The organism is Erythrobacter sp. W36, from assembly GCF_057364935.1.
This window is the reverse complement of record NZ_CP200281.1, coordinates 389,719-413,176: the sequence shown is the minus strand read 5'-3', so window position 1 is coordinate 413,176 and position 23,458 is coordinate 389,719. Positions and strand designations below refer to the sequence as shown.

The following is a 23,458-nucleotide window of genomic DNA, read 5'->3' as shown; positions in this document are numbered from 1 at the left end:
CCCTTCGACCGGCTCAGCGCGAACGGGATTCGCTAGCGACCATCATACTCAGCTTGAATCGCGGCGGGATCAGTCGTCCCTGCCGCGATTAGCATTTGCAGCAAGATCCGCGCCTTTTGCGGATTGAGTGCGCGCGCGGCGATGAATTTGTTCGCATCATCCTCCGGCTCGCGGTCGACCAGGCCTTCATCCAGCCTGCTCGCACGAACAATCGGCATGCCTTTCGCCGCAAGGTGAGCCAAGGCGCTGCGCACCGCATCCGGCATATTGCCCTCGCCCAGACCAGCAACGACCAATCCGCGCGTTTCGACGACCACCAAGCGCTCGACATAATCCGGCGTCATGGCGGCATGCACAAACAGGATTGGCACATCCGGCAGATCGGTGGTGAAGGCAAAGCGAGCGTCCGCGCCCACGCGCCAAGGCGCGCCAAACCAATCAAGCGCGCTTGGGGTCACCAGCGCAATCGATCCACGCGGGAAACCCTGAAACGCGTCGGTGCCGCGCGTGCGGCTCTTGCGGATATCGCGCGCGGCAAACACGCGGTCGCCCATCACCACCAGAACCCCGCGCCCAGCCGCGTCAGGATCGGCCGCCACCCGCATCGCATTGGCGAAATTGCGCAGACCGTCATAGCCAACCGCATTGGCGGGGCGCATCGCGCCGACCAGAACCACCGGCTTATGCGTCGGCAATGTCAGATCGAGCAGAAAGGCGGTTTCCTCGACCGTATCGGTGCCATGGGTGATGATGACTCCGGTGCAATCCGGATCGTCCATCGCGGCCACACAGGCATCATGCAGCTGAGCCCAGATCGCCGGGCTCATATCCTCAGAGCCGATATTGGCGATCTGCTTGCCGGTTAGCTGCGCATCAATGCCCAAAGTTTCGACTCGGGCCAGAAAATCGCCGATTCCGATCTGACCGGGACGATAATCGTGCCGAGTCGCGCTATCTGCCTCGCCAGCGATCGTGCCGCCAGTGGCCAAAACAGTGATATTTGGGGTGCTCATACCGAGGGCAAATAGCGCCAGATGCATTTTCACGCCACATAGCAATTGATTTTCAAGAAATGCCCGCTAGAAGCGCCTCTTCCGTTCAACGGAACGGGCGATTAGCTCAGTTGGTAGAGCATCTCGTTTACACCGAGAGGGTCGGCAGTTCGAGCCTGTCATCGCCCACCATCATTTTGCAGGCCGAAATGATGCGGACCCACCCAAAATTCTCACTCCCAAAACTCTCGACCTAAACGCCAATTGGCGGCAAGGCGTGTTCCCATGATGGGGCACACAATTGCTATTGCGGGATGCGGTCCAGCGGGCCTGGCGGCTGCGCTGATGCTGCACCGTGATGGGCACCGCGTTTGCCTGTTTGATCAATTCGATGAACCTGGCCCGGTTGGCTCAGGCCTGATGATCCAGCCCACAGGGCTGGCCGTGCTGGCTCAGCTTGGGCTGGCTTAGCCAAGTCGCGGCGCGAGGCTCGCGTATTCATGCGCTAAAGGGCTTGGAAGAACATGGCCGCACCGCGCTCGATGCGCATTATGACCAATTGGGCCTGGTCGGTGCCTTTGGCATCGGCATCCACCGCGCCAGCCTGTTCAATGTGCTTTACCGCGCCGTTCAGGATGATGGCATCGCAATCAAAACCGGGCGCGAAATCACCGGCAGCACGCTCAGCAATAGCGGGCGGCGGCTGACCTTTGACGATGGCAGCGAATCGGAAGAATTTGATCTTGTCGTCGATGCCAGCGGATGGTCGAGCGTGTTCGACCCAACGCCCAAGAACATCCTAGAGTTTGGCGCTCTATGGGCGAGCCTGCCGCTGGAGCCGGATGACCCGTTTGACACAGGCCTGCTGGAGCAGCGCTATCGCCGGGCGGCGCAAATGGTCGGCGTGCTCCCGATTGGCTCGCGCAGCGACAAAGGGCCAGCAGAGGCTGCCTTTTTCTGGTCACTGAAAGTTTCTGACTATCCAAAATGGCGCGATACTCCGCTGGAGGAATGGAAGGCAGAGGTGCGCGCGCTTTGGCCCGAAACAGAGGCGCTGCTTGCGCGCATCACCTCGCGCGATCAGCTGACCTTTGCGCGCTACGCCCATCGCACGGCCAAGCGTCCGGTTAGTGAGCGCATGATCATGATTGGCGATGCATGGCATTCCGCCAGCCCGCAATTGGGCCAAGGCGCGAATATGGCGCTGCTCGATGCGTGGTCGCTTAAACGCGGGCTGGCCGAGGGCCGCACGCTTGATGAAAAACTGCGGCTCGCCGTGTCATGGCGGCGCGATCATGTGGACCTCTATCAATGGGTCACAGCGTTCTTCACGCCGCTTTATCAATCAGATGGCAAGTACAAGCCGCTGCTGCGCGACCGGGTACTCGCGCCGATTTCTCAAATCTGGCCAGTCTCGCGCATCCAATCGCTGCTGATGTCGGGACTGTTTGGCTGGCCGCTTGCGTCGTTGGGGCTCTCCGCGCCCGATTACTCGGCAATTTCCTCAGAGATCAGCGCCAGCGCGTCTTCGCTGTCCCAGTGATAGCCGCCCTTCACGCGCAATATCTCGCGTCCCTCTCCATCGAACAGGATCGTTAGCGGCAAGACCCCGCCATTATCGAGTGCACGGTCGAGCGTTCCCTGCGTATCCAGCCACGGCTCCAGATTGGCGAAGTCATATTTGGCGAAGAACGGCGTGACCAAATCGGCCCCGCGCATATCCTGACTGATCGTGATGACCCGCAAGTCTTCGCCCATTTCGCTTGCCAGATTGTCGAGCGAGGGCATTTCGGTGACACACGGCGCGCACCACGTCGCCCACAGGTTCACGATCACTGGCTGACCATCCAGCGCGCCGAGATTGAGCGTGTTCCCATCCGCATCGCTGAACGACAAAGCGGGTAGCTGAGTGCCTGCTTGCGCCCGGTCAATCTCGCCCACTTCGCCCTCGGTTAAGCTCTGCTTTTCGCCCGCCAATCCACCCTGTTGTTGCGCGCCATCGCCCTGCGCCCTATCGCAGGCGGCAAGAGGCAGCACCAAAGGCATTAGTGCAGCCAAAGCAAAGAACGGCGAACGAAGCGACATGAGCAAATCCAACACGATGTGGGGCGGCAGGTTCTCTGATGGACCTAGTGCGATCATGCGCGAAATCAATGCCTCGATCCCGTTCGACAAGGCGCTGTGGCGGCAAGATATCGCTGGCAGCCGCGCCCATGTCGCCATGCTGGCGGCGCAGGGGATCGTCAGCGCCGAAGACGCCGAGGCGATTGACGGCGGCCTCCAAACCATCGCGGCGGAATATGAGCGCGACGGGGTGCCAGAGGACTGGAGCCTGGAAGACATCCACATGACGGTGGAGGCACGCCTGACCGAGCTGATCGGGCCAGTCGCTGGCCGCCTACACACCGCGCGCAGCCGCAATGATCAGGTCGCGACCGATTTCAAACTGTGGGTGCGTGAGGCGTTTGACCAAATGGACGCAGGGCTCGCGGAATTGCAGCGCGCTCTGGTGACCCGCGCCGATGAGCACGCAGGCAGTGTGATGCCCGGTTTTACCCATTTGCAAACGGCCCAGCCTGTGACGCTTGGCCACCATCTGATGGCCTATTACGAGATGCTCCGGCGCGATCGCTCGCGCCTCGCGGATGCTCGCGTGCGCCTCAATGAAAGCCCGCTTGGCTCGGCCGCCCTGGCGGGAACTGGCTTTCCGCTCGACCGCGATATGACCGCCAATGCGTTGGGCTTTGACCGTCCCACTGCGAACTCCCTCGATGCCGTGTCAGACCGCGATTTTGCGATGGATTTTCTGTTCGCTGCATCAACCTGCGCTGTGCATCTCTCGCGCCTTGCCGAGGAATTCATTCTGTGGACGAGCCAACCCTTCGGCTTTGTGACCATGGCCGATGCGCTCTCCACCGGCAGCTCGATCATGCCGCAGAAGAAAAATCCCGATGCCGCAGAGCTGGTGCGCGGTCATGCAGGCCGTGTGATCGGTTGCACCACTGCTTTGATGGTGACGATGAAGGGCCTGCCGCTCGCCTATTCCAAGGACATGCAGGACGATAAACCACCTGTGTTCGAGGCCGCCAGCCTGATGGCGCTCAGCATCGCGGCGATGACCGGCATGGTCGCGGGCAGCACGTTCAAGACAGAGCGCATGCGCCAGGCCGCAGAGCTCGGCTATGCCACGGCGACCGATCTTGCCGATTGGCTGGTGACGGAAGCCGACATTCCGTTCCGCGAGGCGCATCATATCACCGGTGCGGCGGTGAAGCTGGCGGAGACGCGCGGCTGCGCGCTCGATGAGCTGCCTCTAGAGGACCTGCGCGACATTGATACGCGGATCGATGAGCGTGTGTTCGCGGCCCTCTCGGTTGACGCATCGGTCGCTGCGCGCGCTTCCTATGGCGGGACCGCGCCAGAGCAGGTAAGAACCCAGGTGAAACGCGCGCGCGCTGAGCTAGGGATGGATGAATAATGCGAAAATTGATCATGATCCCATTGCTGATCGCGCTCGGCGCATGCGGCGCCCGCGGGGACCTGAACCCGCCGCAAGGCGCGAGCCTGCCGGTCGCCCCGCGCGGCGCTGAGACCCCGCCGAACGCAGAAGAATTGCTGGAACGCGATGCCCTCGCCGCGCCAGAACGCAGCGTAGAGCTGCGCCGCCGCTCCGAAGAGCGCGAAGACGACCCGTTTGATCTCCCCCTGAATAAAGCACACGAAATATGGACCATTTTGCCCTCAAAGACGGCGTGATGCATGCCGAAGACGTACCCTTGCCGCGGATCGCGGATGAGGTCGGCACCCCCGTCTACGTCTATTCGCGCGCCACGTTGGAGCGCCATGCCCGCGTCTTTCGCGAGGCTCTGGACGGCGTGCCGGACAAGCTGATCGCCTTCGCGGTCAAAGCCAATCCCAACCTTGCCGTGCTCAAGGTGTTGCAACGTCAGGGCTACGGCGCAGATTGCGTTTCGATTGGCGAGGTCCGCCGCGCACTTGCCGCCGGTATGGCGCCCGAGATGATCGTTTTCTCAGGAGTAGGCAAGACCCGCGCCGAGCTCGCCGCTGGGCTCAAACTGGGCATCGGCCAGTTCAACATCGAAAGCGAAGAAGAAGGCATCGAGCTCGCCGAAGTCGCTGAAGGCATGGGGATGACGGCCGATTGCGCGCTGCGCATCAACCCGGATGTCGATGCCGGCACGCATGACAAAATCTCCACCGGCAAGGCGGATAACAAGTTTGGCGTGCCGATCGATCAGGCTGGCCAAATCTTTGGCAAACTGGCCCATTCGCCGGGCGTGAATATGCGCGGCGTCGCGGTGCACATTGGCAGTCAGCTGGCGGATATCGCCCCGCTGGAGCGCGCGTTTGAGAAACTGGGCGAGCTTGTCACATCGCTGCGCGGTGCGGGCCACAATATCACCCATGTCGACCTTGGCGGCGGCCTGGGCGTGCCATACCGGAAAGGTGAGGAACTGCCCCCTCCTGCCGACTATGGCGCAATGGTCGCGCGGGTGACGAAGGATTGGGGCGTAAAGCTGATCTTTGAACCGGGCCGCGTTATCGCGGGCAATGCCGGCGTCTTGCTGACCCGGGTGGTGCGCGTGAAGCGCGGGCTGAACAATCCGTTCGTGATCGTCGATGCAGCGATGAACGACCTCGCTCGCCCAGCGCTATACGGCGCCTATCACCACTTCGAAGCGGTAGAGCCTGGGGGCTCGCAGATGACCGCAAACATCGTCGGGCCGATCTGCGAAACCGGCGACACCTTTGCGATGGGCCGGACATGCGATGAGCTGGCAAGCGGCGAGCTCGCCGTGTTCCGCACAGCTGGCGCTTACGGTGCAACCATGGCCTCCAGCTACAATTCACGCGGCTTTGTGGCCGAGGTTTTGGTCGATGGCGACAAATTCGCCGTCGTCGCCGACCGGATCGATGCGGGCGCGATTATGGATGCCGAGCGTGTGCCAGACTGGCTTGCATGAGTAGCCAAGCCCGATGAGCGAACTTCAGAACCTTCCCTTGTTTCACCGCATTGCCGGGCAAAAGGTGTTGGTTCTGGGCGAAGGCGATGCGGCGGAGCCCAAGCGCCGTCTTGTCGAGCGCGCGGGCGGGATCATCATTGATGATATGGCCCAAGCGGTGGATCAAGGCGTACGCATTGCCTTTGTCGCTTACGATGACGCGAAGGCGTGTGAAGTGGCCGCCATCAATATGCGCTGCGCCGGAATGATCGTGAATGTGGTCGACAAGCCTGACTTGTGCGATTTCACCACGCCGAGCATACTCGACCGTAACCCGGTTTTGATTGCGGTTGGAACCGGCGGCGCATCGGCGGGCCTAGCCAAACACATCAGGCTGAGGCTGGAGCGGATTTTGCCGCAGGGCCTAGGGAAATTGGCCGAGGCATTGTTCGCGGCGCGCGCCAAGCTGCGCGAGCAGTTTCCTGATGGCGGCGACAGACGGCGAGCCTTGGACGAAGCCTTACGAGAAGGAGGCGCATTGGACGCCTTGGTCGCCGAATCGCCAGAGCGAGTGGCGGGCTGGCTTGATAGCGCACTGGAGGCGCAAAGCAGCGAAACGGCAGAATTCGTCATTTCCAGCGCAGACCCCGAAGATCTGACCGTCCGGCAGTCACGCATGCTGGGCGAAGCGGATGCAGTATGCGCGATTGGCGATATTCCCGCCGCGATCCTCGCCCGCGCACGCGCCGATGCCGTCCGCATTGCCTGCGATGTGACTACCTGCCCCAATGCACAGCAAGGTAACGCTGGTAGCGGCGGTGATAGCGCATCCCCCCGCTGTCCCCGCGCCGCTCAGCAGTTTGCGCTCAGTGAGAGCCGCAACACTCTTACCGTGATCCTGCGCTGGCAAAGCGCAGACTAGCCAGCAGGCTTAAGCCGCTAGGTTGAGCGGGGCATCGATCGCCGCAAAATAGCTCGCCATACCATCCGCGCTCGCCTCGCTCAGCGCGACGAAGGCCCGGCGTTTGTCAGTGGAATCGGCGATCCGCACGAAAATGCCGCTATCAACCATCTGCCGCACCCACCGCAGCGCCGTGGTGGCTGGCACCCCGGCCGCAATACACAGCGAGGTGACAGAGACACGGCGGTGCTCGGCATGAGCCGCCGTCAGATCGAGCAGCATATCCCAGGCCGGATCAGCAAACAGTTCCGCGTCAAAGAACCGCGCCCTGGTCTGACGATTGGCGATAATCTGACGCACCAACCGGGGATCAGGCAAAGGCGGGCGCGCAGTGTGGAGCGGCGTCGGGCTGCTATCGCCCAAAGCCGCATCAGTCCGATCCGAAGCGCCCCTTGCAGTCTGCTTGGCTGTAAAATCGCCCGAAGCTACCTGGCCTGAGCCCTGAGGCTTAAGCGGTGTGTCAGAAAGCCCTTCCAACCGACTTGCAATGGCATCAACCTGCTGAGACAGCCTTAGCAAAGTAAGCCGGTCTTCCTCGGTCATTTCGCGCACGCGTGAATTGGAAACGCTCGCAATCACTCGGCCCGCCGCGACAATACGATCCGCCCGCGTTGGATTGACCAGAAACTGAGGATCAGACTGATCCATGGCGGCAAACACATCGTCCAGCGCATCGAGTGAGGTGGAGACGATCAATTGCGAACCCGATCGCGCGACCCGCATGTCGAGCCGCGAGAGCGCCGCCAATGTCTGCGCGTCCACCGAAGGGCAGTCGATCAAGACAACATCGCCCAGCACCCGTACGGGCCCTTCCAACAGATCAGCAATCGGGCCGCCATCAGCCGCGCGAAACCCAGCGCCGACCAAATCCTCGGCAATCTGACCGCGCATTGCGGGCCGATCAGCAAACACCGCAATACTGGCAGGTTCTCCGGCCGGATCACGCGCCACATCGTACGAAAAATCTGCTTGAGCCATCGAATCGCCTCCTTCAAAGAATGAAACACAAGTAGAACAAAACGTGCTCAAGTCAAGAATTCGTGTAAATCTGAGGCAATTTGACCGAAGTCATTGAACCTTTTGCGTGGAATGCGCGACTACTCCAGTAATGACCAAGCAAACCCGCCCTGCCTCGCCGAAACCCGGCATTCTGTTCGATGAATTGCTCGTCGTGATGGTGCAGCAAGGCGATCAAAATGCGCTCGCGCGCCTGCACAAGCGCTGGGATGCTCGGCTGATCCGTGCGGCCTATCGCTACACTGGCGACCGCGAATTGGCGCGCGATCTGGCGCAAGAATGCTGGATCGGGATTTGGAAAGGCATCGGCAATCTGCACGATCCGGCGCGGTTTCGCAGCTATGCCTTTGCGATCCTGCACCGGCGCGGGGCGACGCATCTGAGCAAGAGCATTCGTGAGCGGGATAAGGCGGCGAAGGCCGAGCCAGAAGAAGCGCAAGCGCCCGCTCAGGACGATGCGCTCGCGCTGCAGCAGGCCTTTGCCAGCCTGCCACCCGATCAGCGCCTCGCCGCGCACCTGCACTTTGCTGAGGGGCTGACCCTCAACGAAATCGCTGCGGTTCAATCGATCCCGGCAGGCACCGCGAAAAGCCGCCTGTTTCACGCACGCCGCAAATTGAAGGCGGCCTTATCTGAACACACTGAAGGAGACATATGATGACCAGCACTGATGACCGCATCAAAGACGCGCTCGACGACGATGACTTTGAATTCCTCAAAGACTTGGAAGGCGACCGCGGACTGTTCCAACAGATTGGCGACAGTTGGAAGGGGCCGCTGGGCGGATGGGCGAAGCTGATCTTTGCTTTCACCGCCGCGCTGGGCGTGCTGTTCCTGTTCGTGATCTGGCGGGTCGCTCATTCCACGGATCACCCCATGATCCATGCGCTATGGGCGATAGCCGGCTGTTGCATTGCTGGTGGTGATTGGGTTTGCAAAGGAGTGGATGTTTGCCCGCATGAACATGCTGACGATCCTGCGCGAGGTGAAGAAGCTGCAGGTGCAAGTCGCGCTGCTGTCTGAAGAGCGCGATCGCTAATGCGGCTTAGGGACGGATCTCGATCGGGGTGCCATCGGGCACGAGGCGCCACAGCTCCTCAATCTCTGCGTTAGAGAGCGCGATGCACCCATCGGTCCAATCCCCGCGCATCCGCCGCCCCGCGCCATTGGGCTGACCGTGGATGAAGATGTCACCGCCCGCCGAACGGCCATATTGCGCGGCAAAGCGGCGGTCGTTCACATTCGGGTAGTTGATCCGCAGACTCAAGTGATAGCTGCTTTGCGGATTGCGCGTGTCGATGGTGTAGAGGCCCTCTGGCGTGCGCTCATCGCCCTCAAAGCGCTTATGCCCCGTCGGAGCATCGCCGAACTGCAGCCCATAGTACGCGCGGATCGGGCGGCCGTTGTTGTAGGCGACCAGCATGCGCTTCGATTTGTCGACAATGAGGTAGTCGGCCAAGCGCGCGCCGCGCCTCGGCACACTGCGCGAGGCGCCTGCGGGCGGTATCGGATAGGCGCCGCTATGCACCCGAGCATCCGGCGCAGCATCCGCTGAAGTCTCATTGCCCGGACCAACGCAGGACGCGGTTAGCAGCAGTGCAATCAAGGCGAACAGGCGCTTCATAGGGCTTCAGACTAACGCGAGGCTGGCGCTCACGCAATTGCGCATCGGCCCCTATGTCCCAAGCAGGGACTTGCTCGCTCGGCCAGCCCCCAACCCAGCCCTAACCCTAGTCCTCAAACGGGTCCTTCATCAGGATCGTGTCGTCGCGCTCTGGGCTGGTCGACACCAGCGACACCGGCGTCTCGATCAGCTCCTGCACGCGCTGGATGTACTTGATCGCATTCGCTGGCAGATCGACATAGGAGCGCGCACCCACCGTGCTCTCGCTCCACCCCTCCATCTCCTCATAGATCGGCTCCACCTCGGCCTGATCGGCGGAGTGCGTGGGAAGGTAGTCGATCACATTGCCGCGCAGCCGGTATCCGGTGCAGATCTTCACCGTTTCCAGCCCGTCGAGCACATCGATCTTGGTGAGCGCAATGCCGGTCACACCGCTGATCGAGCAGGTTTGCCGCACCAGCACCGCATCGAACCAGCCGACCCGCCGCTGACGCCCTGTGACGGTGCCGAACTCATGGCCCCGCTCGCCCAGCCGCTGGCCAATCTCATCATCAAGCTCGGTCGGGAACGGGCCGCTGCCAACCCGCGTCGTGTACGCCTTCACAATGCCCAGCACAAAGCCGATGGCATTCGGGCCAAGGCCGCTGCCGCTGGCGGCCGTGCCGCTGACGGTGTTGGAGCTGGTGACGAACGGGTAAGTGCCGTGATCGACATCCAGCAGCACGCCCTGCGCGCCTTCGAACAGGATCTTCGCGCCCGCCTTGCGCACCTTCTTGAGGCGCTTCCACACAGGTTGCGCAAACCGCAGGACGAAGTCCGCGACATCGGCCAGCTCAGCCAGGATCGCCTCGCGATCGACAGGCGGCTGGTCAAAGCCAGCGCGCAGCGCGTCATGATGCGCGCACAGCCGGTCAAGCTGCGGCTCCAGCCGGTCGAGATGCGCCAGATCGCACACTCGGATCGCGCGGCGTCCGACCTTGTCTTCGTAAGCCGGGCCAATCCCGCGCCCGGTCGTGCCGATCTTCCCCTTGCCCGCCGCGGTCTCGCGCAGTGCATCGAGATCGCGGTGCACCGACAGGATCAGCGGGCAATTGTCCGCAATCGCCAGATTGTCGTCGTTGATCGCAACGCCCTGGCCTTCCAGCTTCTGCACTTCCTCGCGCAAAGCCCACGGGTCCAGCACCACGCCATTGCCGATCATGCTCATCGTGCCGCTGACGATGCCCGATGGCAGCAGGCTGAGCTTGTAGACCTCACCATCGATCACCAGCGTATGGCCGGCATTGTGCCCGCCTTGGAAGCGGACAACCGCGTCGGCACGGCTGGCGAGCCAATCGACGATCTTGCCTTTGCCTTCATCGCCCCACTGGGCGCCGATTACGGTGACGTTAGCCATGCTCTACTTTCATGCTGATTCGGTGGGGAAGGTGTGACCCGACAAACCGCGCGGGCCTAGGGCGTCGCGCAGGCAAGAGCAAGGTGGTGTTTGTGTTTCGCACACCATCCGGTGTGCGATCTCCTCGGCCCTGTCGGGCCTGCGGGCGGCCACAAGGGCCTTGCGGTCGGCTGAACGCCGACCGTGCTCCGCGACCAAGCCAGATGCAAAGCTCCAAGACGCTTGGTGCTAGATCGCTGGCTTGGAATGGCTCGAGACCGGAGGTCTCGCAAGGGCGCCCGCCCGCCCGCAGCGATGCGGCTGTAAGCCGCATGAGCGAGGACATCGCACGCTGGATAGCGTGCGGAACCACAAACGACTCCTCTCCCCTCCCCACTCCACTCATCGCTGCTGAAGCACGCTTGGAACGGCTGGAACACAGTACAGGGCCAAAAAACCAATCGATCACAGACGCGCCGATTGATCGGTTTAGTCGATTAGTGAGAGGTTGGAGAACGGGGAGCAAAAGCATGCGTCATCCTTAGCGGGCGGGCGCTGAGTAGGAAAACTTGAACGATATCCAATGGCGCGCGCCGTCATCCCAGCGGAAGCTGGGATCTAAGGTGGCATTGCGCCGCACTGAGCAGCCCTAGACCCGAGCATGCGCCGGGGTGACGAGGTTGGAAGAGTTATTCGTCACCCTGAACTTGTTTCAGGGTCCATCCTTGGTGCAAGCCCTTGCGTGAAGTAACTTAAGCGATCCGGCACTTCTTCAGCCGGAACACATCGCCCATGCCGATCTCAATCAAGGCCTGGGCGAGAGCATCGCTCATGAATATCTTATTATGAGCAGCCTCTTCGAGACCAGAGGTCCGCCCCCTCAAACACTCCGGAGGAAAGAACGACTTCTCCTTCTGATTTTGACCGGTTGATGTGCCAGATTTGCAAACCACTATCTTTGTCGACAAGAAACTTTCTGGCATCCTCGCATTGCTCTGGCAGGATCGTGTTCTTGATACAGCCGAAATTGAGCAGGAAGAATTCGCCCGGAAACGGCGTTTCCAGATCGGCCTGATAGACCGGAAACGGAATCAATCCACCGTCGCCCAGATCAAACTGAGACAGAACCTCCGCGAGTTGCCCGCGGACGACCAAGAAACCGCCCGAATAAAATATGTCTCCGAGCCTTTTGAATCGCCCCTCGTTCCACACAGCGGCAGCTTCCGGTAATTCTGAGCGTGCGAGAGCAAATCCCTGACCCGCCCGCTGCATATTTGCGTGAACTTCATCTGGCGCAAGCGGAATCTTGAATTCAGCAGGCTGCCATTCGTAGTTGAAATATTTGGTCCTGACGCCCGGCTTGTCACCCAAGGAATAATTGTTTTTGAGATCGCTCATCCAAACGCCGCTGCTCATATCGGAACCCTTACTACCTGCACCATCTTGCGACGCTGTTCGCCGCCATTTCCCGAAAACCATTGACCTAGAACCACTGTCGCCGCAGCCATAAAACCAAAGGCACAGACGCGAAGCCCAGCCCTGCGAACAGCATCGTGGCTCCAACGCGGCCGAAATTGCTCACACCCAGACCTTCTACGATCCACGCGAAGAAACGCACCTTGGTGCTATCGACATCTACCAGCGACCCCGTCCACGCCATCAGCGCCAAAAAGCCGAACACCAGCAACGAAAGAGCTGCAGCCCCAAAATCAGCAAATCTCATTCAATCGCCTCCCCGCCACAATGCATTCGCAACGCAAATAACCTCTCATCGCGAGACACGAGATGCGGCTGCGACCCCACTCGATTCCCCCCTCAATTGCCCGCGAGTTTGCGCGCCGTACGGGCCGCTAAATAGCGTCCGAAACTTACGAAAGCGTGATTGCTTTCAATGCTTGCCGCAATGTGTTGCCTCTTGGCCCACCGTCACCCCAGCGAAAGGCATTCTCCTGAGCCTGTCGAAGGGCTGGAATCTCTATTGGTCTGGCCGCGTTCCGAGCGGCCCTGGACCCCAGCCTGCGCTGGGGTGACGGAGCCAGAGGCAAGGCTCGTCATGCTGGATTCAGTTGTGCCGTGCACAGCTTCGCTTCCAGCATCCACCCCTCTTCGCGGCTAAGGTACCGATCATAACGCGCGCAATTTCAGTCACGAACCATACTAGAAATCACCTACATTCTGGGAAATCACACGCTGTTTTCCGTAGCCATCAGACTTCCCTCCGCTCCGTCAAAGCCATGCCCGTCATGGCTGCTGCAAGACACTCTTCAGCCAAGGCACTCGAGAGAAAGTAGGATCCTCCACCAAGATGCTTGTCGCGCCAAAGGTGCTTCTCTCCGATCTGGCGGCTGCTAAAGAACAGGCGGCTTTCCGCTTTGGGATCGAACCCTTCAGGCCAGGTCTCTTGCGGCTCGGTGCGGACTATGTCGTGGGGCGGCCGCCACAAAACGCCTCTCCAAAGCACCATGGTTGTGTGCTCGCGGTCGACACTATCGAGCCGATTGCACACGACCATGATGAACATATCGGCCAGAACATCCTCCGCCCGATTGACAATCTGGACCGGCTCAAACTGATGCACGCCAGGTTCAAACCGCTCGACAATTTCCCTCAGCGCAGGGCTGACAATCAGAAAACGTCGAACCTTGTAAAAATCTGCGACAACACCAATTGACCCTTCATCCGTCATAAGCCGCGATGGGAAGTGATCGGTCTTCACGCGCCGCCCGCTGATCAGCGCGCGCCCGCCATCCATGTACAGCCCCCCATCGGGCGTGGGATCCTCCACCTCTACAAGGCGCGGATCGCCGTCACCCTCAATAAGGCCAACCTCGATTTGCCCTGCGCCCCATTTCGAGTTGTCAACAACCAGACTGTATACCATTAGATCCCTCAAAAACTCTCGACACTGGCTACGCTCAACAGACAAGCCATTCGTCGCTCGGCACTGCTGCGCGCCAACACCACTCCATGCGCTCAGCCAAGCCGGACCTCGCGCAAACCCAAGACCTGCTAACGTTAGCAAGCGCTAAAAGATGGACGCAAAATCGATCGCGACCCCCGGCTCAGTCAGTCTGCAATAGCCGTGCTTTCTTACCGTTTCGTTTGAGGTGATTTCCCCTCAGACCGCCATCCCAGCGAAAGGCATTCTCCTAGGCCTGTCGAAGGGCTGGTATCGCAAGCGGTCTGGCCTCGAACTGAGCGGCTCTGGACCCCAGCCTGCGCTGGGTGACGGAGGCAGAGGCAAGGCTCGTCATGCTGGATTCAGTTGTGCCGTGCACAGCTTCGCTTAGGGCATCCATCGCCAGTTCAAACCCAGGTATGCCGCGCGGGAGATGGACCCTGAAACGAGTTCAGGGTGACGGTAGTGTTTTTGGCACGCGTTACGCTGAGTCGCCCTAGACCCCAGCCTTCGCTGGGGTGACGAGCATCTTGAGATGATCCTTTGCCGCTCGCCCCTTTGACAGGCTCAGGACGAACGGCTTGGATAAGTCCATGCCCGTGGCTTGGTCGCGGAGCACGGCGCTTGAGGGGCAAAGAAAACTAAAGCGGCGTCGCCTCGGTGCCATCCAACTTGTGCGTACAACCCAGCGCCTTCGCATCTTCGCCCTCGCCGAGTTGCGCAATCGTGCGCCAGCCAATGGCGCGCAGGCGCGCGGCGGTATCTTCGTCATAGCCCACTGGCAGATAGAGCGTGCTTGCCGCCTCCGCCTCAGGTGCGGCCTCGGCCACGGCATCGACATAGAGCGTGAAGCCGGTTGCGGCTTCGTCACTGCCGCCGATCCGATAGGTGCCGCCGCGCCCGGCGGCTCCGCGCACGCCGTCTGCATAGATCGTGAAGCCGAACCAGCTTTGGTATTCAAAGCCGTGGCGCTCGGTTGGGTCGAGCGTGATACGCGCAGCATCTCCGACCCGCGCGGCAATCGCCTCCAGCCCCTTAATCCGGCTGGACAAGGCGCCGCCTGCGTCAATCGCGCACAGTTTATCTCGCGCCTCGGCAAAATCGCCGGTTGCATAAAGCAGCGGCAAATAGGCCTCGCCGCCCGCCTGCTTCAGCCCGCCAGCATCCTTAGTATCGAGCTCGCGCCGGACATCTTCGGCTTGCTCAGCGGTCAGCGGCATCGCTTTCGCGGCCAGAGTGTCGACTAGATCGGGCAGAGTGAAATCGACCGAAATCCCGGTGAGACCCGCTGCGCGAAGGGCCTCCACCGCTAGCGCGACAATCTCGCCAGCTGCCTCGGCCGTGTCCGCCCCGATCAGCTCCGCCCCCAATTGCAGGCGTTCGCGCGCAGGATCGAGCTGGTCCGCCCGGATCAGCGCAGTATCGCCGCAATAGGCGAGGCGCAGCGGACGCGGGGCGTCTGCCATGCTGGTCGCTGCGATGCGCCCGATTTGCGGGGTGATATCGCTGCGCAGGGCAAGCGTGCGCAGGCTGTCCGGATCGACAAAGCGGAACGCATTGCGGGTCTTCACTCCCTCCATGCGCGCGGCCAGGGATTGCTCAAATTCGAGCAGCGGCGGGCGCACCCGGTCATAACCGTGAGCTTGCAGCGCATCCAGACTGGCGCGCATGGCGCGGGTGATGCGGTTCGCCATGGCGGGCAAACGGTCGGCCAGCCCAACGGGCAGGAGATTGTCGGTATTGGTCATACAGGTGCGCGCTAGAATAAGAGCAGCCCTTCGACAAGCTCAGGGCGAACGGAATATTGCATCGGTTCGCACTGCGAACCGCAAGGGCGACTGCCCGTCGGCCGGTTAGGCCGCCCCTCGGAGGCACCGGCCCGCTGAATAGCGGGCCGGATTGCCGCGAGAGAAAAACCTTAGAATTCCAGCGCTTTGACCAGCTTCACGCCTTCGACCTTTTCAGCTTCGGCGATGACTTCGTCCGTTACCGGCTGATCGAGCGAGAGCAGCAGAACCGCCTCGCCGCCCGCATCGCGCTCGGCCCAGGTGGAAGGTGCCGATGTTGACGCCGTGATTGCCCAGCAGCGTACCGATGCGGCCGATAAAGCCCGGTGCATCTTCGTTGACGACATACATCATGTGGCCATCCAGATCGGCTTCGATACCGATCCCGAAAATCTCCACCAGACGCGGCGCGGTGTTGCCGAACAAAGTGCCTGCGACAGAGCGCGGGCCTTGTTCTGTTTCCACCGTAACGCGCACCAAAGTGTTATACGCGCCTTCGCGCTCGTGGCGCACTTCGCTAACGTTGAGGCCGCGTTCCTTGGCGAGATATGGCGCGTTGACCATGTTCACCGTGTCAGAATAGCGGCGCATCAAGCCCGCCAGAACAGCGCCGCTGATCGGCTTGCCATTCAGCGCAGCGGCTGCGCCTTCACGCTCAATGCTGATCTTGGTGAGGTTGCCGTGGGCGAGTTGCCCAACAAGGCTGCCGAGATTCTCAGCCAGCGCCATGTAAGGCTTCAGCTTGGGCGCTTCTTCAGCCGATAGCGATGGCATGTTGAGCGCGTTCGTAACGCCGCCATTGACCAGATAATCGGCCATTTGCTCGGCTACTTGCAGCGCGACATTGACCTGAGCCTCGGTGGTGGAGGCGCCAAGGTGCGGCGTGCAGATGAAGTTGGGCGCGCCAAACAGCGGGTTTTCTTTCGCCGGTTCTTCGGCAAACACGTCGAGCGCGGCTGCGGCCACTTGCCCGCTTTCGAGGCAGTCTTTCAGCGCCGCCTCATCGATCAATCCGCCGCGGGCGCAATTGACGATGCGGATGCCGGGCTTGGCATTTTCCAGCCGCTCACGGCTGAGGATGTTGCGGGTCTGATCGGTCAGCGGCGTGTGCAGCGAGACAAAGTCTGCGCGGCTCAGTAGCGTGTCGAGATCAACCTTTTCCGCGCCCATTTCCACGGCGCGTTCCTCGGTCAGGAACGGATCGTAAGCGATCACTTTCATCTTCAGGCCCAGCGCGCGGCTGGCGACGATCCCGCCAATATTGCCCGCACCGATCAGGCCCAGCGTCTTGCCGGTCACCTCGACGCCCATGAAATCCTTCTTCGGCCATTCGCCGGCCTGCGTGCGAGTGTTCGCCGCCGGGATTTGCCGGGCAAGCGCCATGATCATCGCAATCGCGTGCTCTGCGGTGGTGATGGAATTGCCGAACGGGGTGTTCATCACGACCACGCCCTTGCCGCTGGCATAGGGGATATCGACATTGTCGACGCCAATCCCCGCGCGGCCGATGACCTTCAAATTGGTCGCGGCGTCCAGAACGGCGGGGGTGACGGTGGTGGAAGACCGGATAGCGAGGCCATCATAATCGCCGATCCGTGCGATCAGCTCTTCCGGGGTCTCACCGGTGATCACATCAACATCACAGCCGCGCTCTTCAAAAATGCGCGCTGCGTTCGGGTCCATCTTGTCAGAGATAAGTACTTTAGGTTTGGTCATTGGAATTTACTCCAGAATCTGCAGAAATCCGTTCGCCCTGAGCCTGCCCGAGGGCTGCACTTCTGCTGAGAGGGCGCCCATTGCTTCAAGAAAAGCAGTGCTTCGACAAGCTCAGCACGAACGGTGGAATTGTTGGCGCGAAGTCAGCCAGCTTTAACGTGCGCGTAGGCCCACTCGATCCACGGCAAGAGGCGTTTCAAATCCTCTTGCTCGACCGTGCCGCCGCACCAGATGCGAAGGGACGGCGGGGCGTCGCGATAGCCGTTGAAGTCATAGCCAACATGCCGTTCTTCCAGCATTTTGACGATTTTCTTCGGCACGGCGGCCTGATCTTCGGCGGATAGGTTTTCGTACCAATCGCCGGCATGAACTTCATACACACGCCAGTGTTGGTGCGCTTAGCCGGATCGCTGACCATGTTTTTCAGCCAAGGCGTCGCCTCGATCCAATCGTTCACGATTTTCGCATTGGCATCGGCGCGTTCAAACATCGCCTTGCGCCCGCCGAGCGCCTGCGCCCATTCGAGCGCCGCGATGTAATCCTCGGTCGCCAGCAAAGATGGCGTGTTGATCGTCGCGCCTTCAAAGATGCCGCGATTGATCTTATCGCCCTTTTTCAGGCGGAAAAGCTTGGGCAGCGGCCATTCAGGATCATAGCTTTCGATCCGTTCAATCGCCTTAGGCGAGAGCACCAGCATTCCATGCTGAGCCTCTGATCCCATCACCTTCTGCCAGGAATAGGTCGTCGCATCGAGCTTCGCCCAGTCCATTTCCTGCGCAAAGATCGCGCTGGTGGCATCGTTGATGGTCACGCCCTTACGGCCCGGCTCCAGCCAGTCCGTATTGGGGATTTTCGCGCCAGAGGTCGTGCCATTCCAGGTGAAGACAACGTCATTTTCTTGCGGGATCGAGTGAAGATCAGGGATCTCGCCATAATCGGCATCCAGCACCTGCAGGTTTGGCAGTTTCAGCTGCTTCACCGCATCTTGGATCCAAACATTGCCGAAGCTTTCCCAAGCCGCAACGGTCGCTGGGCCTTGGCCTAGCATGGTCCACATCGCGCATTCCAGCGCGCCAGTGTCAGAGGCGGGCATGATGCCAACGAGGTAATCCTCGGGCACGCCCAGCATCTCTTTCGATAGATCAATCGCGTATTTGAGACGCGACTTTCCGACAGCCGAGCGATGCGAGCGCCCGAGCGATTCGGTTTTCAATTTGTCGAGGGACCATCCGGGGAACTTAACGGTCGGACCGGATGAAAATTGCGGACGAGCAGGCTTCAGCGCCGGCTCGGCAGGTAGTTCAGTCATGTATTCTCTCCTTACAGAGAGCTCGCGCGGCGTTGGGACCGCGTGGCCCGTCGGCGGCACTAGAGATGCTGGGCCAAGAGTCAAATCAAAACACGCTATTCAACGGGCTCGCAACATTCTATGCCGCGCTCAACATGGAAATATCCGATCTTCGCATTGCCCTGTTCAGCGGCAATTATAACTACACCCGCGACGGCGCGAACCAGGCGCTCAATCGCCTCGTCGGCTCGCTGCTGGGTCTGGGCGCGGCGGTGCGCGTTTATTCACCCACTGTCGACGAACCTGATTTTGAGCCAACTGGCGATCTGGTGAGCCTGCCCAGCTGGCGCATGCCGGTGAAGGGACGCGGCGAATACCGCCTGCCGACCGGTTTTAACGCCAAGGTCCGGCGTGATCTTGAGAAGTTCCAGCCCAATATCGTGCATCTGTCCTCGCCTGATCCATCCGGCCATGCGGCGCTCAAATGGGCGCAGGAACACGATATTCCGGTGCTGTCCTCGGTTCACACCCGGTTTGAGACCTATCCGCGCTATTACAAAATGGGCTTTCTAGAGCCTGCCGTGCTGTGGATGCTGCGCCGGTTTTACAATCGCTGCGATGCGCTGGTCGCCCCGTCGCAAAGCATGATTGACGAGCTGATCGCGCAGGGCATGCATGATGACATTGGCCTGTGGACGCGCGGCGTGGACCGCACCGTCTTCGATCCATCAAAGCGCGATATGGAATGGCGCCGAAGCCTTGGCCTCGCCGATGACGACATTGCGATTGTCTTCCTTGGCCGATTGGTGATGGAGAAAGGCCTCGACGTCTTTGCCGACAGCATTATCGAGCTGCGCAAGCTGCAAGCCCCGCACAAGGTGCTGGTGATCGGCGATGGCCCCGCGCGCGGCTGGTTCGAAGATGCCCTGCCCGGCGGGATCTTCGCAGGGTTTCAAACCGGCGCTGACCTGGGCAAGGCGCTGGCGAGCGGCGATATCTTCTTCAATCCGTCCATCACCGAGACGTTCGGCAATGTGACGCTGGAGGCAATGGCCAGCGGCCTGCCAGTGGTGGCGGCCGGAGCAACCGGCGCATCGAGCCTGGTGGAATGCGGCGACAGCGGCTGCTTGGTCGCGCCCGGCAACACCAAAGCCTTTGCCGAAGCGCTCGCCCCATATTGCACCGACCATGCACTGCGCGCGAGCCACGGCGCAGCGGGCGAGATGAACTCACGCGAATACAGCTGGGAGGCGATCAACCGCGTTGTCGCCGACATGTATGTCCGGCTGGTCGAAGAACGCGAGGCTCTGATCGCGAAGGAAATGGCTGAGAAGGCGGCGGCTTAGTTGGCTGTGCGGCTCTAGCCAGCCCGCGCCCTCCCCTATCTCAGCACGCCCGCCGACTTCATGCGGAGCGAGTACCACAGCATAAACAAGGTGGTCACCCAGATCAGGCCTGTGAGCATCGGGCTTTGCAGACTCTCTGGAATTTCCGACATCGCATATTGATAGATATTCGAGCCGATCAGGCCGACAATCGCAATGAGGATTGCGGTCACCGCGTGGCGTGATCTCAGCAAGATCAGCAGCGATCCCGCTATCGCACCCCAAACGCCGAGCGCCCAAAAGGTGTTGGCCCACACAGGATGACTAGCGAAATAAGCGATCTCTTCAGCGCCCATGCCTAGATCGGCGAGCTTGCCCAGCCGCGTCATCGTGTAGCTAAAACCGCCAACCGAATTCCACAGCAGCGTTAGCACTCCGACGACCCAAAGGTGCCAAGGCGTTTTGACAGTCTGATCCATGATGTTCCCTCCCAAGAATGGACGCGACCCAGTCTCAGGAGGGGGAAGTTATATCAAAGGGGCAGCGCGGGCAAACCGGGGGCTGGAAACCCGCGCCTGTTCATTGACAACGTCTGGCCCAGCCACCCGCTCCCTCCACCCTTCCACCCGGAGCCTACCGGGATACCATCCGGGTGGAAGGGTGGAGGGAGCGGGTGGCTGGGCGCTAATCAAAAACCCTCACATTCTCTCAATACGCTTGGCGACCTCATCGATAATGTCGACAATTTCATTCATCGCGTTTTGATCGAGCTTTCCGGCGCGGGCGCGGTTCTTCAGCACCGAGCCGAGATTGCCCATTGCGCGGAACAGATCGGGCGAACGTTCCTTCACCTTTTCAGCCCGGTCGCCATGCTCGTTAATCCGGCCCATCAGCTGATCGACCTCTTCCACGCGCTCAGCCAGTTCAGCCTTGCCAGACTTAGTCGCCTTGAACGGCTTCTTGCCGCTCGTCTCGCTATCTTCTGCCTTGGCTTTGGACTTGGCCGGTTTGATCTTGCCCTCTTCCTCGAGCATTTGCAGCGTCGGATAGACCGCGCCCGGGCTCGGCGCATAGCCGCCCGCCGTCATGTCTTCGATCGCCTTGATCAGCTCATAGCCGTGGCGCGGCTCTTCATTGATCAGCGCCAGTAAAGCGAGGCGCAATTCGCCCTGGCCAAACATACGCCCGCGCCGTTTGCGCCGTTTGGGGCCGTCTTGCCACGATCCGCCGCCGCGCATTTTCTCGCCGATCTCTTCCCAATCGCCCGCAGAGGACGCCATCATCGCGACCAAGGGGCCGAGGTTATTCCAGCCGCCATTCCAATTGCCGCGGCGTCTTTTCTGCCAAGTCATATTCATTCTCCTAGCTTCTATCTGATAACTCTTGATAGGCTTAAGATATATCTCAGAGCTATCGATACAAGAGGTGGATGGCATTTTCCGACCAGCGCCTTATCAGACCAGACGAATGACTGACTTGTTTGGAAATGATGCGCCGCCGCCTGCCTCAGGGCCATCTGGAGCGCCTGACCAGCCGCGCGATGACGCGCCGCTGGCCGACCGGCTGCGCCCGCAGGGCCTTGGCGAGATTATCGGCCAAGAACACTTGACCGGGCCGACCGGCGCGATTGGGCGAATGGTTGCGGCGGGCAAGCTTTCCAGCATGATCCTGTGGGGGCCGCCGGGCACGGGCAAGACCAGCATCGCGCGCCTGCTGGCCGACAGTGTGAGCATGCGGTTCGTCTCGATCAGCGCGGTTTTCTCCGGCGTGGCGGACCTCAAGAAAGCCTTTGCCGAGGCAGACAAGATGGCCGGTGCGGGCAAGCGCACGCTGCTGTTCGTGGACGAGATCCACCGCTTCAACCGCGCCCAGCAGGATGGCTTTCTGCCGTTTGTAGAGCGCGGCACTGTGACGCTTGTCGGCGCGACCACCGAGAACCCCAGCTTTGAGCTCAACGCCGCGCTGCTCAGCCGCAGCCAAGTTCTAATCCTGGAGCGTCTCAGCCATGAGGCGCTGGAGGCATTGCTGGCCCGCGCAGAGACGCTCGAAGGCCCCCTACCCCTCACCGAGGATGCGCGCGCGGCGCTCATCGCGAGCGCGGATGGCGATGGCCGGTTCCTGCTGGGTCAGGCGGAAACACTCTATAACGCAGCGCTTACTGATCCGCTCGATCCCGCCGCCCTTGGCCAATTCCTGCAGCGGCGCGTCGCCGTCTATGGCAAGGACCGCGAAGGGCATTACAACCTCATCAGCGCGCTGCACAAGAGCTTGCGCGGGTCCGATCCGCAGGCGGCGCTCTATTACATGGCGCGGATGCTGACCGCCGGTGAAGAGCCGATGTATGTGCTGCGCCGCCTGGTCCGCTTTGCCAGCGAAGACATTGGCCTGGCTGATCCCAACGCGCTGACCCAGTGCCTAGCGGCCAAGGACGCCTATGAGTTTCTCGGCAGCCCTGAAGGCGAGCTCGCGATTGTTCAGGCCTGTCTCTATCTCGCCACCGCGCCCAAATCGAACGCCGCCTACGGGGCGCAAAAGGCAGCATTCAAATCCGCGCGCGAAACCGGCAGTCTGATGCCGCCGCAAAACATCTTAAATGCGCCGACTAAGCTGATGAAAGACATTGGCTATGGCAAAGGCTACGCCTACGATCACAATGCAGAAGATGGCTTTTCTGGCGGGCATTACTGGCCGGATGGGATGGAGCCTCAGGACTATTACGCGCCGGTCGAGCGTGGGTTTGAGCGCAAGGTGAAGGAGCGAATGGAATGGTGGGCAAACAGACGGGCCGAATTGCGCGAGGAATAGCGGCTCTTGTCGGAGCGGCGCTGATTCTCAGCACCCCGAGCGCCGCCTTCGCACAAGATAGAGCGGCCAAGCGCGCGCCCGCTGCAGTCAAAGACTGTCCGACAAAACCTCAGATTGGAGAGAGTTACAACAACCGCGACAAACCGCTCGCCCTGCCCAGCGTATGGCGCGAATTTGCGAGCTCTTCCAAGGATTGGATCGCAGTCACTACCGAGCTCGGCGCGGTGCATTGCATCGATACGTCGTGGTTCATAGTCGCCGATAAATACGAACAGATTGATGAGCGCTTTCTCGGCTTTGACTGGCAAGGCTATGAAGCGTGGGGGTACGTTCTTATCGACACGAGCGGCACCGGATCATCGATGGAAACTGGAACTCGGCCGGTGTTCTCACCCAACAAGGGTCAATTCGCGCTGGTCCAATTCTCCGAATCTGGCTGGGGCGGGTTTGAGGGTTTTGCCGTATGGCGGTCATACCCTGGCGGCCTCACCCCCGTGCATGTCGATACGCAAATTCCATTCATGGCCGATTGGAAGATCGACAAGTGGAGAGGGGAAGATTGCGTGCATCTTTCCGCGATCCCGCATGACCGCATTACAGACTGGGACAACCTCTCCAAGTTCAAGCGCGATCCTTTTGTATCAGGCGCGGCAAGCGGATGGAAACTCACCCCCGGCAACACATGCCCGGCGTATTAAGGCTGCA

22 protein-coding genes, 1 tRNA gene and 3 pseudogenes are annotated in these 23,458 nt (G+C 60.8%); 13 read left to right on the top strand and 13 right to left on the bottom strand.

Annotated elements, in window-relative coordinates:
- Positions 1-32: 32 nt before the first annotated feature.
- A complete protein-coding gene (locus AC0V6U_RS01905; protein ID WP_472644542.1) occupies positions 33-1,013 on the bottom strand; it encodes an asparaginase in 981 nt (326 codons plus the stop codon).
- Between the two features lie 95 nt (positions 1,014-1,108).
- On the opposite strand from AC0V6U_RS01905, the gene AC0V6U_RS01900 reads away from it, so the two are divergent.
- From AC0V6U_RS01900 to AC0V6U_RS01890, 3 genes are all read left to right on the top strand, one after another.
- Positions 1,109-1,184 (top strand) — tRNA-Val (locus AC0V6U_RS01900).
- A gap of 93 nt (positions 1,185-1,277) precedes the next feature.
- Complete coding sequence (locus AC0V6U_RS01895; protein WP_472644541.1) at positions 1,278-1,463, top strand: FAD-dependent oxidoreductase; 186 nt, start codon at positions 1,278-1,280, stop codon at positions 1,461-1,463.
- Positions 1,464-1,506: 43 nt separating this feature from the next.
- Positions 1,507-2,535 carry an FAD-dependent oxidoreductase gene (locus AC0V6U_RS01890; protein ID WP_472644539.1) on the top strand — a complete coding sequence of 343 codons (1,029 nt, stop codon included), beginning with the start codon at positions 1,507-1,509 and terminating at the stop codon, positions 2,533-2,535.
- Here AC0V6U_RS01890 and AC0V6U_RS01885 read toward each other — a convergent pair.
- Complete coding sequence (locus AC0V6U_RS01885; protein ID WP_472644538.1) at positions 2,481-3,077, bottom strand: TlpA family protein disulfide reductase; 597 nt, start codon at positions 3,075-3,077, stop codon at positions 2,481-2,483. The genes AC0V6U_RS01890 and AC0V6U_RS01885 overlap by 55 nt on opposite strands.
- A gap of 16 nt (positions 3,078-3,093) precedes the next feature.
- Here AC0V6U_RS01885 and argH point away from each other — a divergent pair, with 16 nt between their 5' ends.
- Genes argH through AC0V6U_RS01865 form a run of 4 tightly spaced genes read left to right on the top strand, consistent with a single transcriptional unit; the run spans position 3,094 to position 6,878 of the window.
- Positions 3,094-4,470, top strand: coding sequence for an argininosuccinate lyase (gene argH, locus AC0V6U_RS01880; RefSeq protein WP_472645683.1), 1,377 nt, complete (start codon positions 3,094-3,096; stop codon positions 4,468-4,470).
- Positions 4,470-4,748 (top strand): hypothetical protein, encoded by a 279-nt coding sequence (locus tag AC0V6U_RS01875; RefSeq protein ID WP_472644537.1) that lies wholly within the window; start codon positions 4,470-4,472, stop codon positions 4,746-4,748. The genes argH and AC0V6U_RS01875 overlap by 1 nt, the downstream gene beginning before the upstream one ends.
- The gene (gene lysA / locus AC0V6U_RS01870) at positions 4,718-5,977 is read left to right on the top strand and encodes a diaminopimelate decarboxylase (RefSeq protein ID WP_472644536.1); all 1,260 of its coding nucleotides are present in this window, start codon (positions 4,718-4,720) and stop codon (positions 5,975-5,977) included. Before AC0V6U_RS01875 ends, lysA begins: the two co-directional genes overlap by 31 nt.
- A 13-nt stretch (positions 5,978-5,990) precedes the next feature.
- Positions 5,991-6,878 carry a precorrin-2 dehydrogenase/sirohydrochlorin ferrochelatase family protein gene (locus AC0V6U_RS01865; protein ID WP_472644535.1) on the top strand — a complete coding sequence of 296 codons (888 nt, stop codon included), beginning with the start codon at positions 5,991-5,993 and terminating at the stop codon, positions 6,876-6,878.
- A gap of 9 nt (positions 6,879-6,887) precedes the next feature.
- On the opposite strand, the gene AC0V6U_RS01860 is transcribed toward AC0V6U_RS01865, so the two are convergent.
- Positions 6,888-7,895, bottom strand: coding sequence for a MarR family transcriptional regulator (locus tag AC0V6U_RS01860; RefSeq protein WP_472644534.1), 1,008 nt, complete (start codon positions 7,893-7,895; stop codon positions 6,888-6,890).
- A gap of 130 nt (positions 7,896-8,025) precedes the next feature.
- Here AC0V6U_RS01860 and AC0V6U_RS01855 point away from each other — a divergent pair, with 130 nt between their 5' ends.
- The 3 genes and pseudogenes from AC0V6U_RS01855 to AC0V6U_RS01845 all read left to right on the top strand — a co-directional run bounded on the left by AC0V6U_RS01855 (position 8,026) and on the right by AC0V6U_RS01845 (position 8,973).
- Positions 8,026-8,592 carry an RNA polymerase sigma factor gene (locus AC0V6U_RS01855; RefSeq protein WP_472644533.1) on the top strand — a complete coding sequence of 189 codons (567 nt, stop codon included), beginning with the start codon at positions 8,026-8,028 and terminating at the stop codon, positions 8,590-8,592.
- Positions 8,589-8,831: pseudogene (locus tag AC0V6U_RS01850) on the top strand (DUF6768 family protein); the annotation flags it as partial. The gene AC0V6U_RS01855 and the pseudogene AC0V6U_RS01850, both read left to right, overlap by 4 nt.
- Before the next feature lie 49 nt (positions 8,832-8,880).
- A complete protein-coding gene (locus AC0V6U_RS01845) occupies positions 8,881-8,973 on the top strand; it encodes a hypothetical protein (protein WP_472644531.1) in 93 nt (30 codons plus the stop codon).
- Positions 8,974-8,979: 6 nt separating this feature from the next.
- Here the strand turns inward: AC0V6U_RS01845 and AC0V6U_RS01840 are convergent, their stop codons facing one another.
- The 8 genes and pseudogenes from AC0V6U_RS01840 to AC0V6U_RS01805 all read right to left on the bottom strand — a co-directional run bounded on the left by AC0V6U_RS01840 (position 8,980) and on the right by AC0V6U_RS01805 (position 18,644).
- Complete coding sequence (locus AC0V6U_RS01840; RefSeq protein WP_472644530.1) at positions 8,980-9,558, bottom strand: L,D-transpeptidase family protein; 579 nt, start codon at positions 9,556-9,558, stop codon at positions 8,980-8,982.
- 106 nt (positions 9,559-9,664) lie between these two features.
- Positions 9,665-10,954 carry an adenylosuccinate synthase gene (locus AC0V6U_RS01835; protein ID WP_472644528.1) on the bottom strand — a complete coding sequence of 430 codons (1,290 nt, stop codon included), beginning with the start codon at positions 10,952-10,954 and terminating at the stop codon, positions 9,665-9,667.
- 822 nt (positions 10,955-11,776) lie between these two features.
- A complete protein-coding gene (locus tag AC0V6U_RS01830) occupies positions 11,777-12,304 on the bottom strand; it encodes a hypothetical protein (RefSeq protein WP_472644527.1) in 528 nt (175 codons plus the stop codon).
- Between the two features lie 112 nt (positions 12,305-12,416).
- On the bottom strand, positions 12,417-12,656 hold the full coding sequence (locus AC0V6U_RS01825; protein WP_472644526.1) for a hypothetical protein: 240 nt from the start codon (positions 12,654-12,656) through the stop codon (positions 12,417-12,419).
- A gap of 483 nt (positions 12,657-13,139) precedes the next feature.
- On the bottom strand, positions 13,140-13,814 hold the full coding sequence (locus tag AC0V6U_RS01820; protein WP_472644525.1) for an imm11 family protein: 675 nt from the start codon (positions 13,812-13,814) through the stop codon (positions 13,140-13,142).
- A gap of 659 nt (positions 13,815-14,473) precedes the next feature.
- A complete protein-coding gene (locus AC0V6U_RS01815; protein ID WP_472644524.1) occupies positions 14,474-15,580 on the bottom strand; it encodes an ATP phosphoribosyltransferase regulatory subunit in 1,107 nt (368 codons plus the stop codon).
- A 170-nt stretch (positions 15,581-15,750) separates the two neighbouring features.
- Positions 15,751-17,335 (bottom strand): annotated as a pseudogene (gene serA / locus AC0V6U_RS01810) (phosphoglycerate dehydrogenase).
- A 143-nt stretch (positions 17,336-17,478) separates the two neighbouring features.
- Positions 17,479-18,644: pseudogene (locus AC0V6U_RS01805) on the bottom strand (phosphoserine transaminase).
- A 134-nt stretch (positions 18,645-18,778) separates the two neighbouring features.
- Between AC0V6U_RS01805 and AC0V6U_RS01800 the strand changes: the two are divergent.
- The gene (locus tag AC0V6U_RS01800; protein WP_472644523.1) at positions 18,779-19,969 is read left to right on the top strand and encodes a glycosyltransferase family 4 protein; all 1,191 of its coding nucleotides are present in this window, start codon (positions 18,779-18,781) and stop codon (positions 19,967-19,969) included.
- 35 nt (positions 19,970-20,004) lie between these two features.
- On the opposite strand, the gene AC0V6U_RS01795 is transcribed toward AC0V6U_RS01800, so the two are convergent.
- Entirely contained in the window at positions 20,005-20,427 is a 423-nt protein-coding gene (locus AC0V6U_RS01795) for a hypothetical protein (protein ID WP_472644522.1), read from the bottom strand.
- A gap of 219 nt (positions 20,428-20,646) precedes the next feature.
- Positions 20,647-21,300, bottom strand: coding sequence for a PadR family transcriptional regulator (locus AC0V6U_RS01790; RefSeq protein WP_472644521.1), 654 nt, complete (start codon positions 21,298-21,300; stop codon positions 20,647-20,649).
- 115 nt (positions 21,301-21,415) lie between these two features.
- Between AC0V6U_RS01790 and AC0V6U_RS01785 the strand changes: the two genes are divergently transcribed.
- Both AC0V6U_RS01785 and AC0V6U_RS01780 read left to right on the top strand, forming a co-directional pair.
- Positions 21,416-22,753, top strand: coding sequence for a replication-associated recombination protein A (locus AC0V6U_RS01785; protein ID WP_472644520.1), 1,338 nt, complete (start codon positions 21,416-21,418; stop codon positions 22,751-22,753).
- Complete coding sequence (locus AC0V6U_RS01780) at positions 22,714-23,451, top strand: hypothetical protein (protein WP_472644519.1); 738 nt, start codon at positions 22,714-22,716, stop codon at positions 23,449-23,451. The genes AC0V6U_RS01785 and AC0V6U_RS01780 overlap by 40 nt, the downstream gene beginning before the upstream one ends.
- Positions 23,452-23,458: the final 7 nt, after the last annotated feature.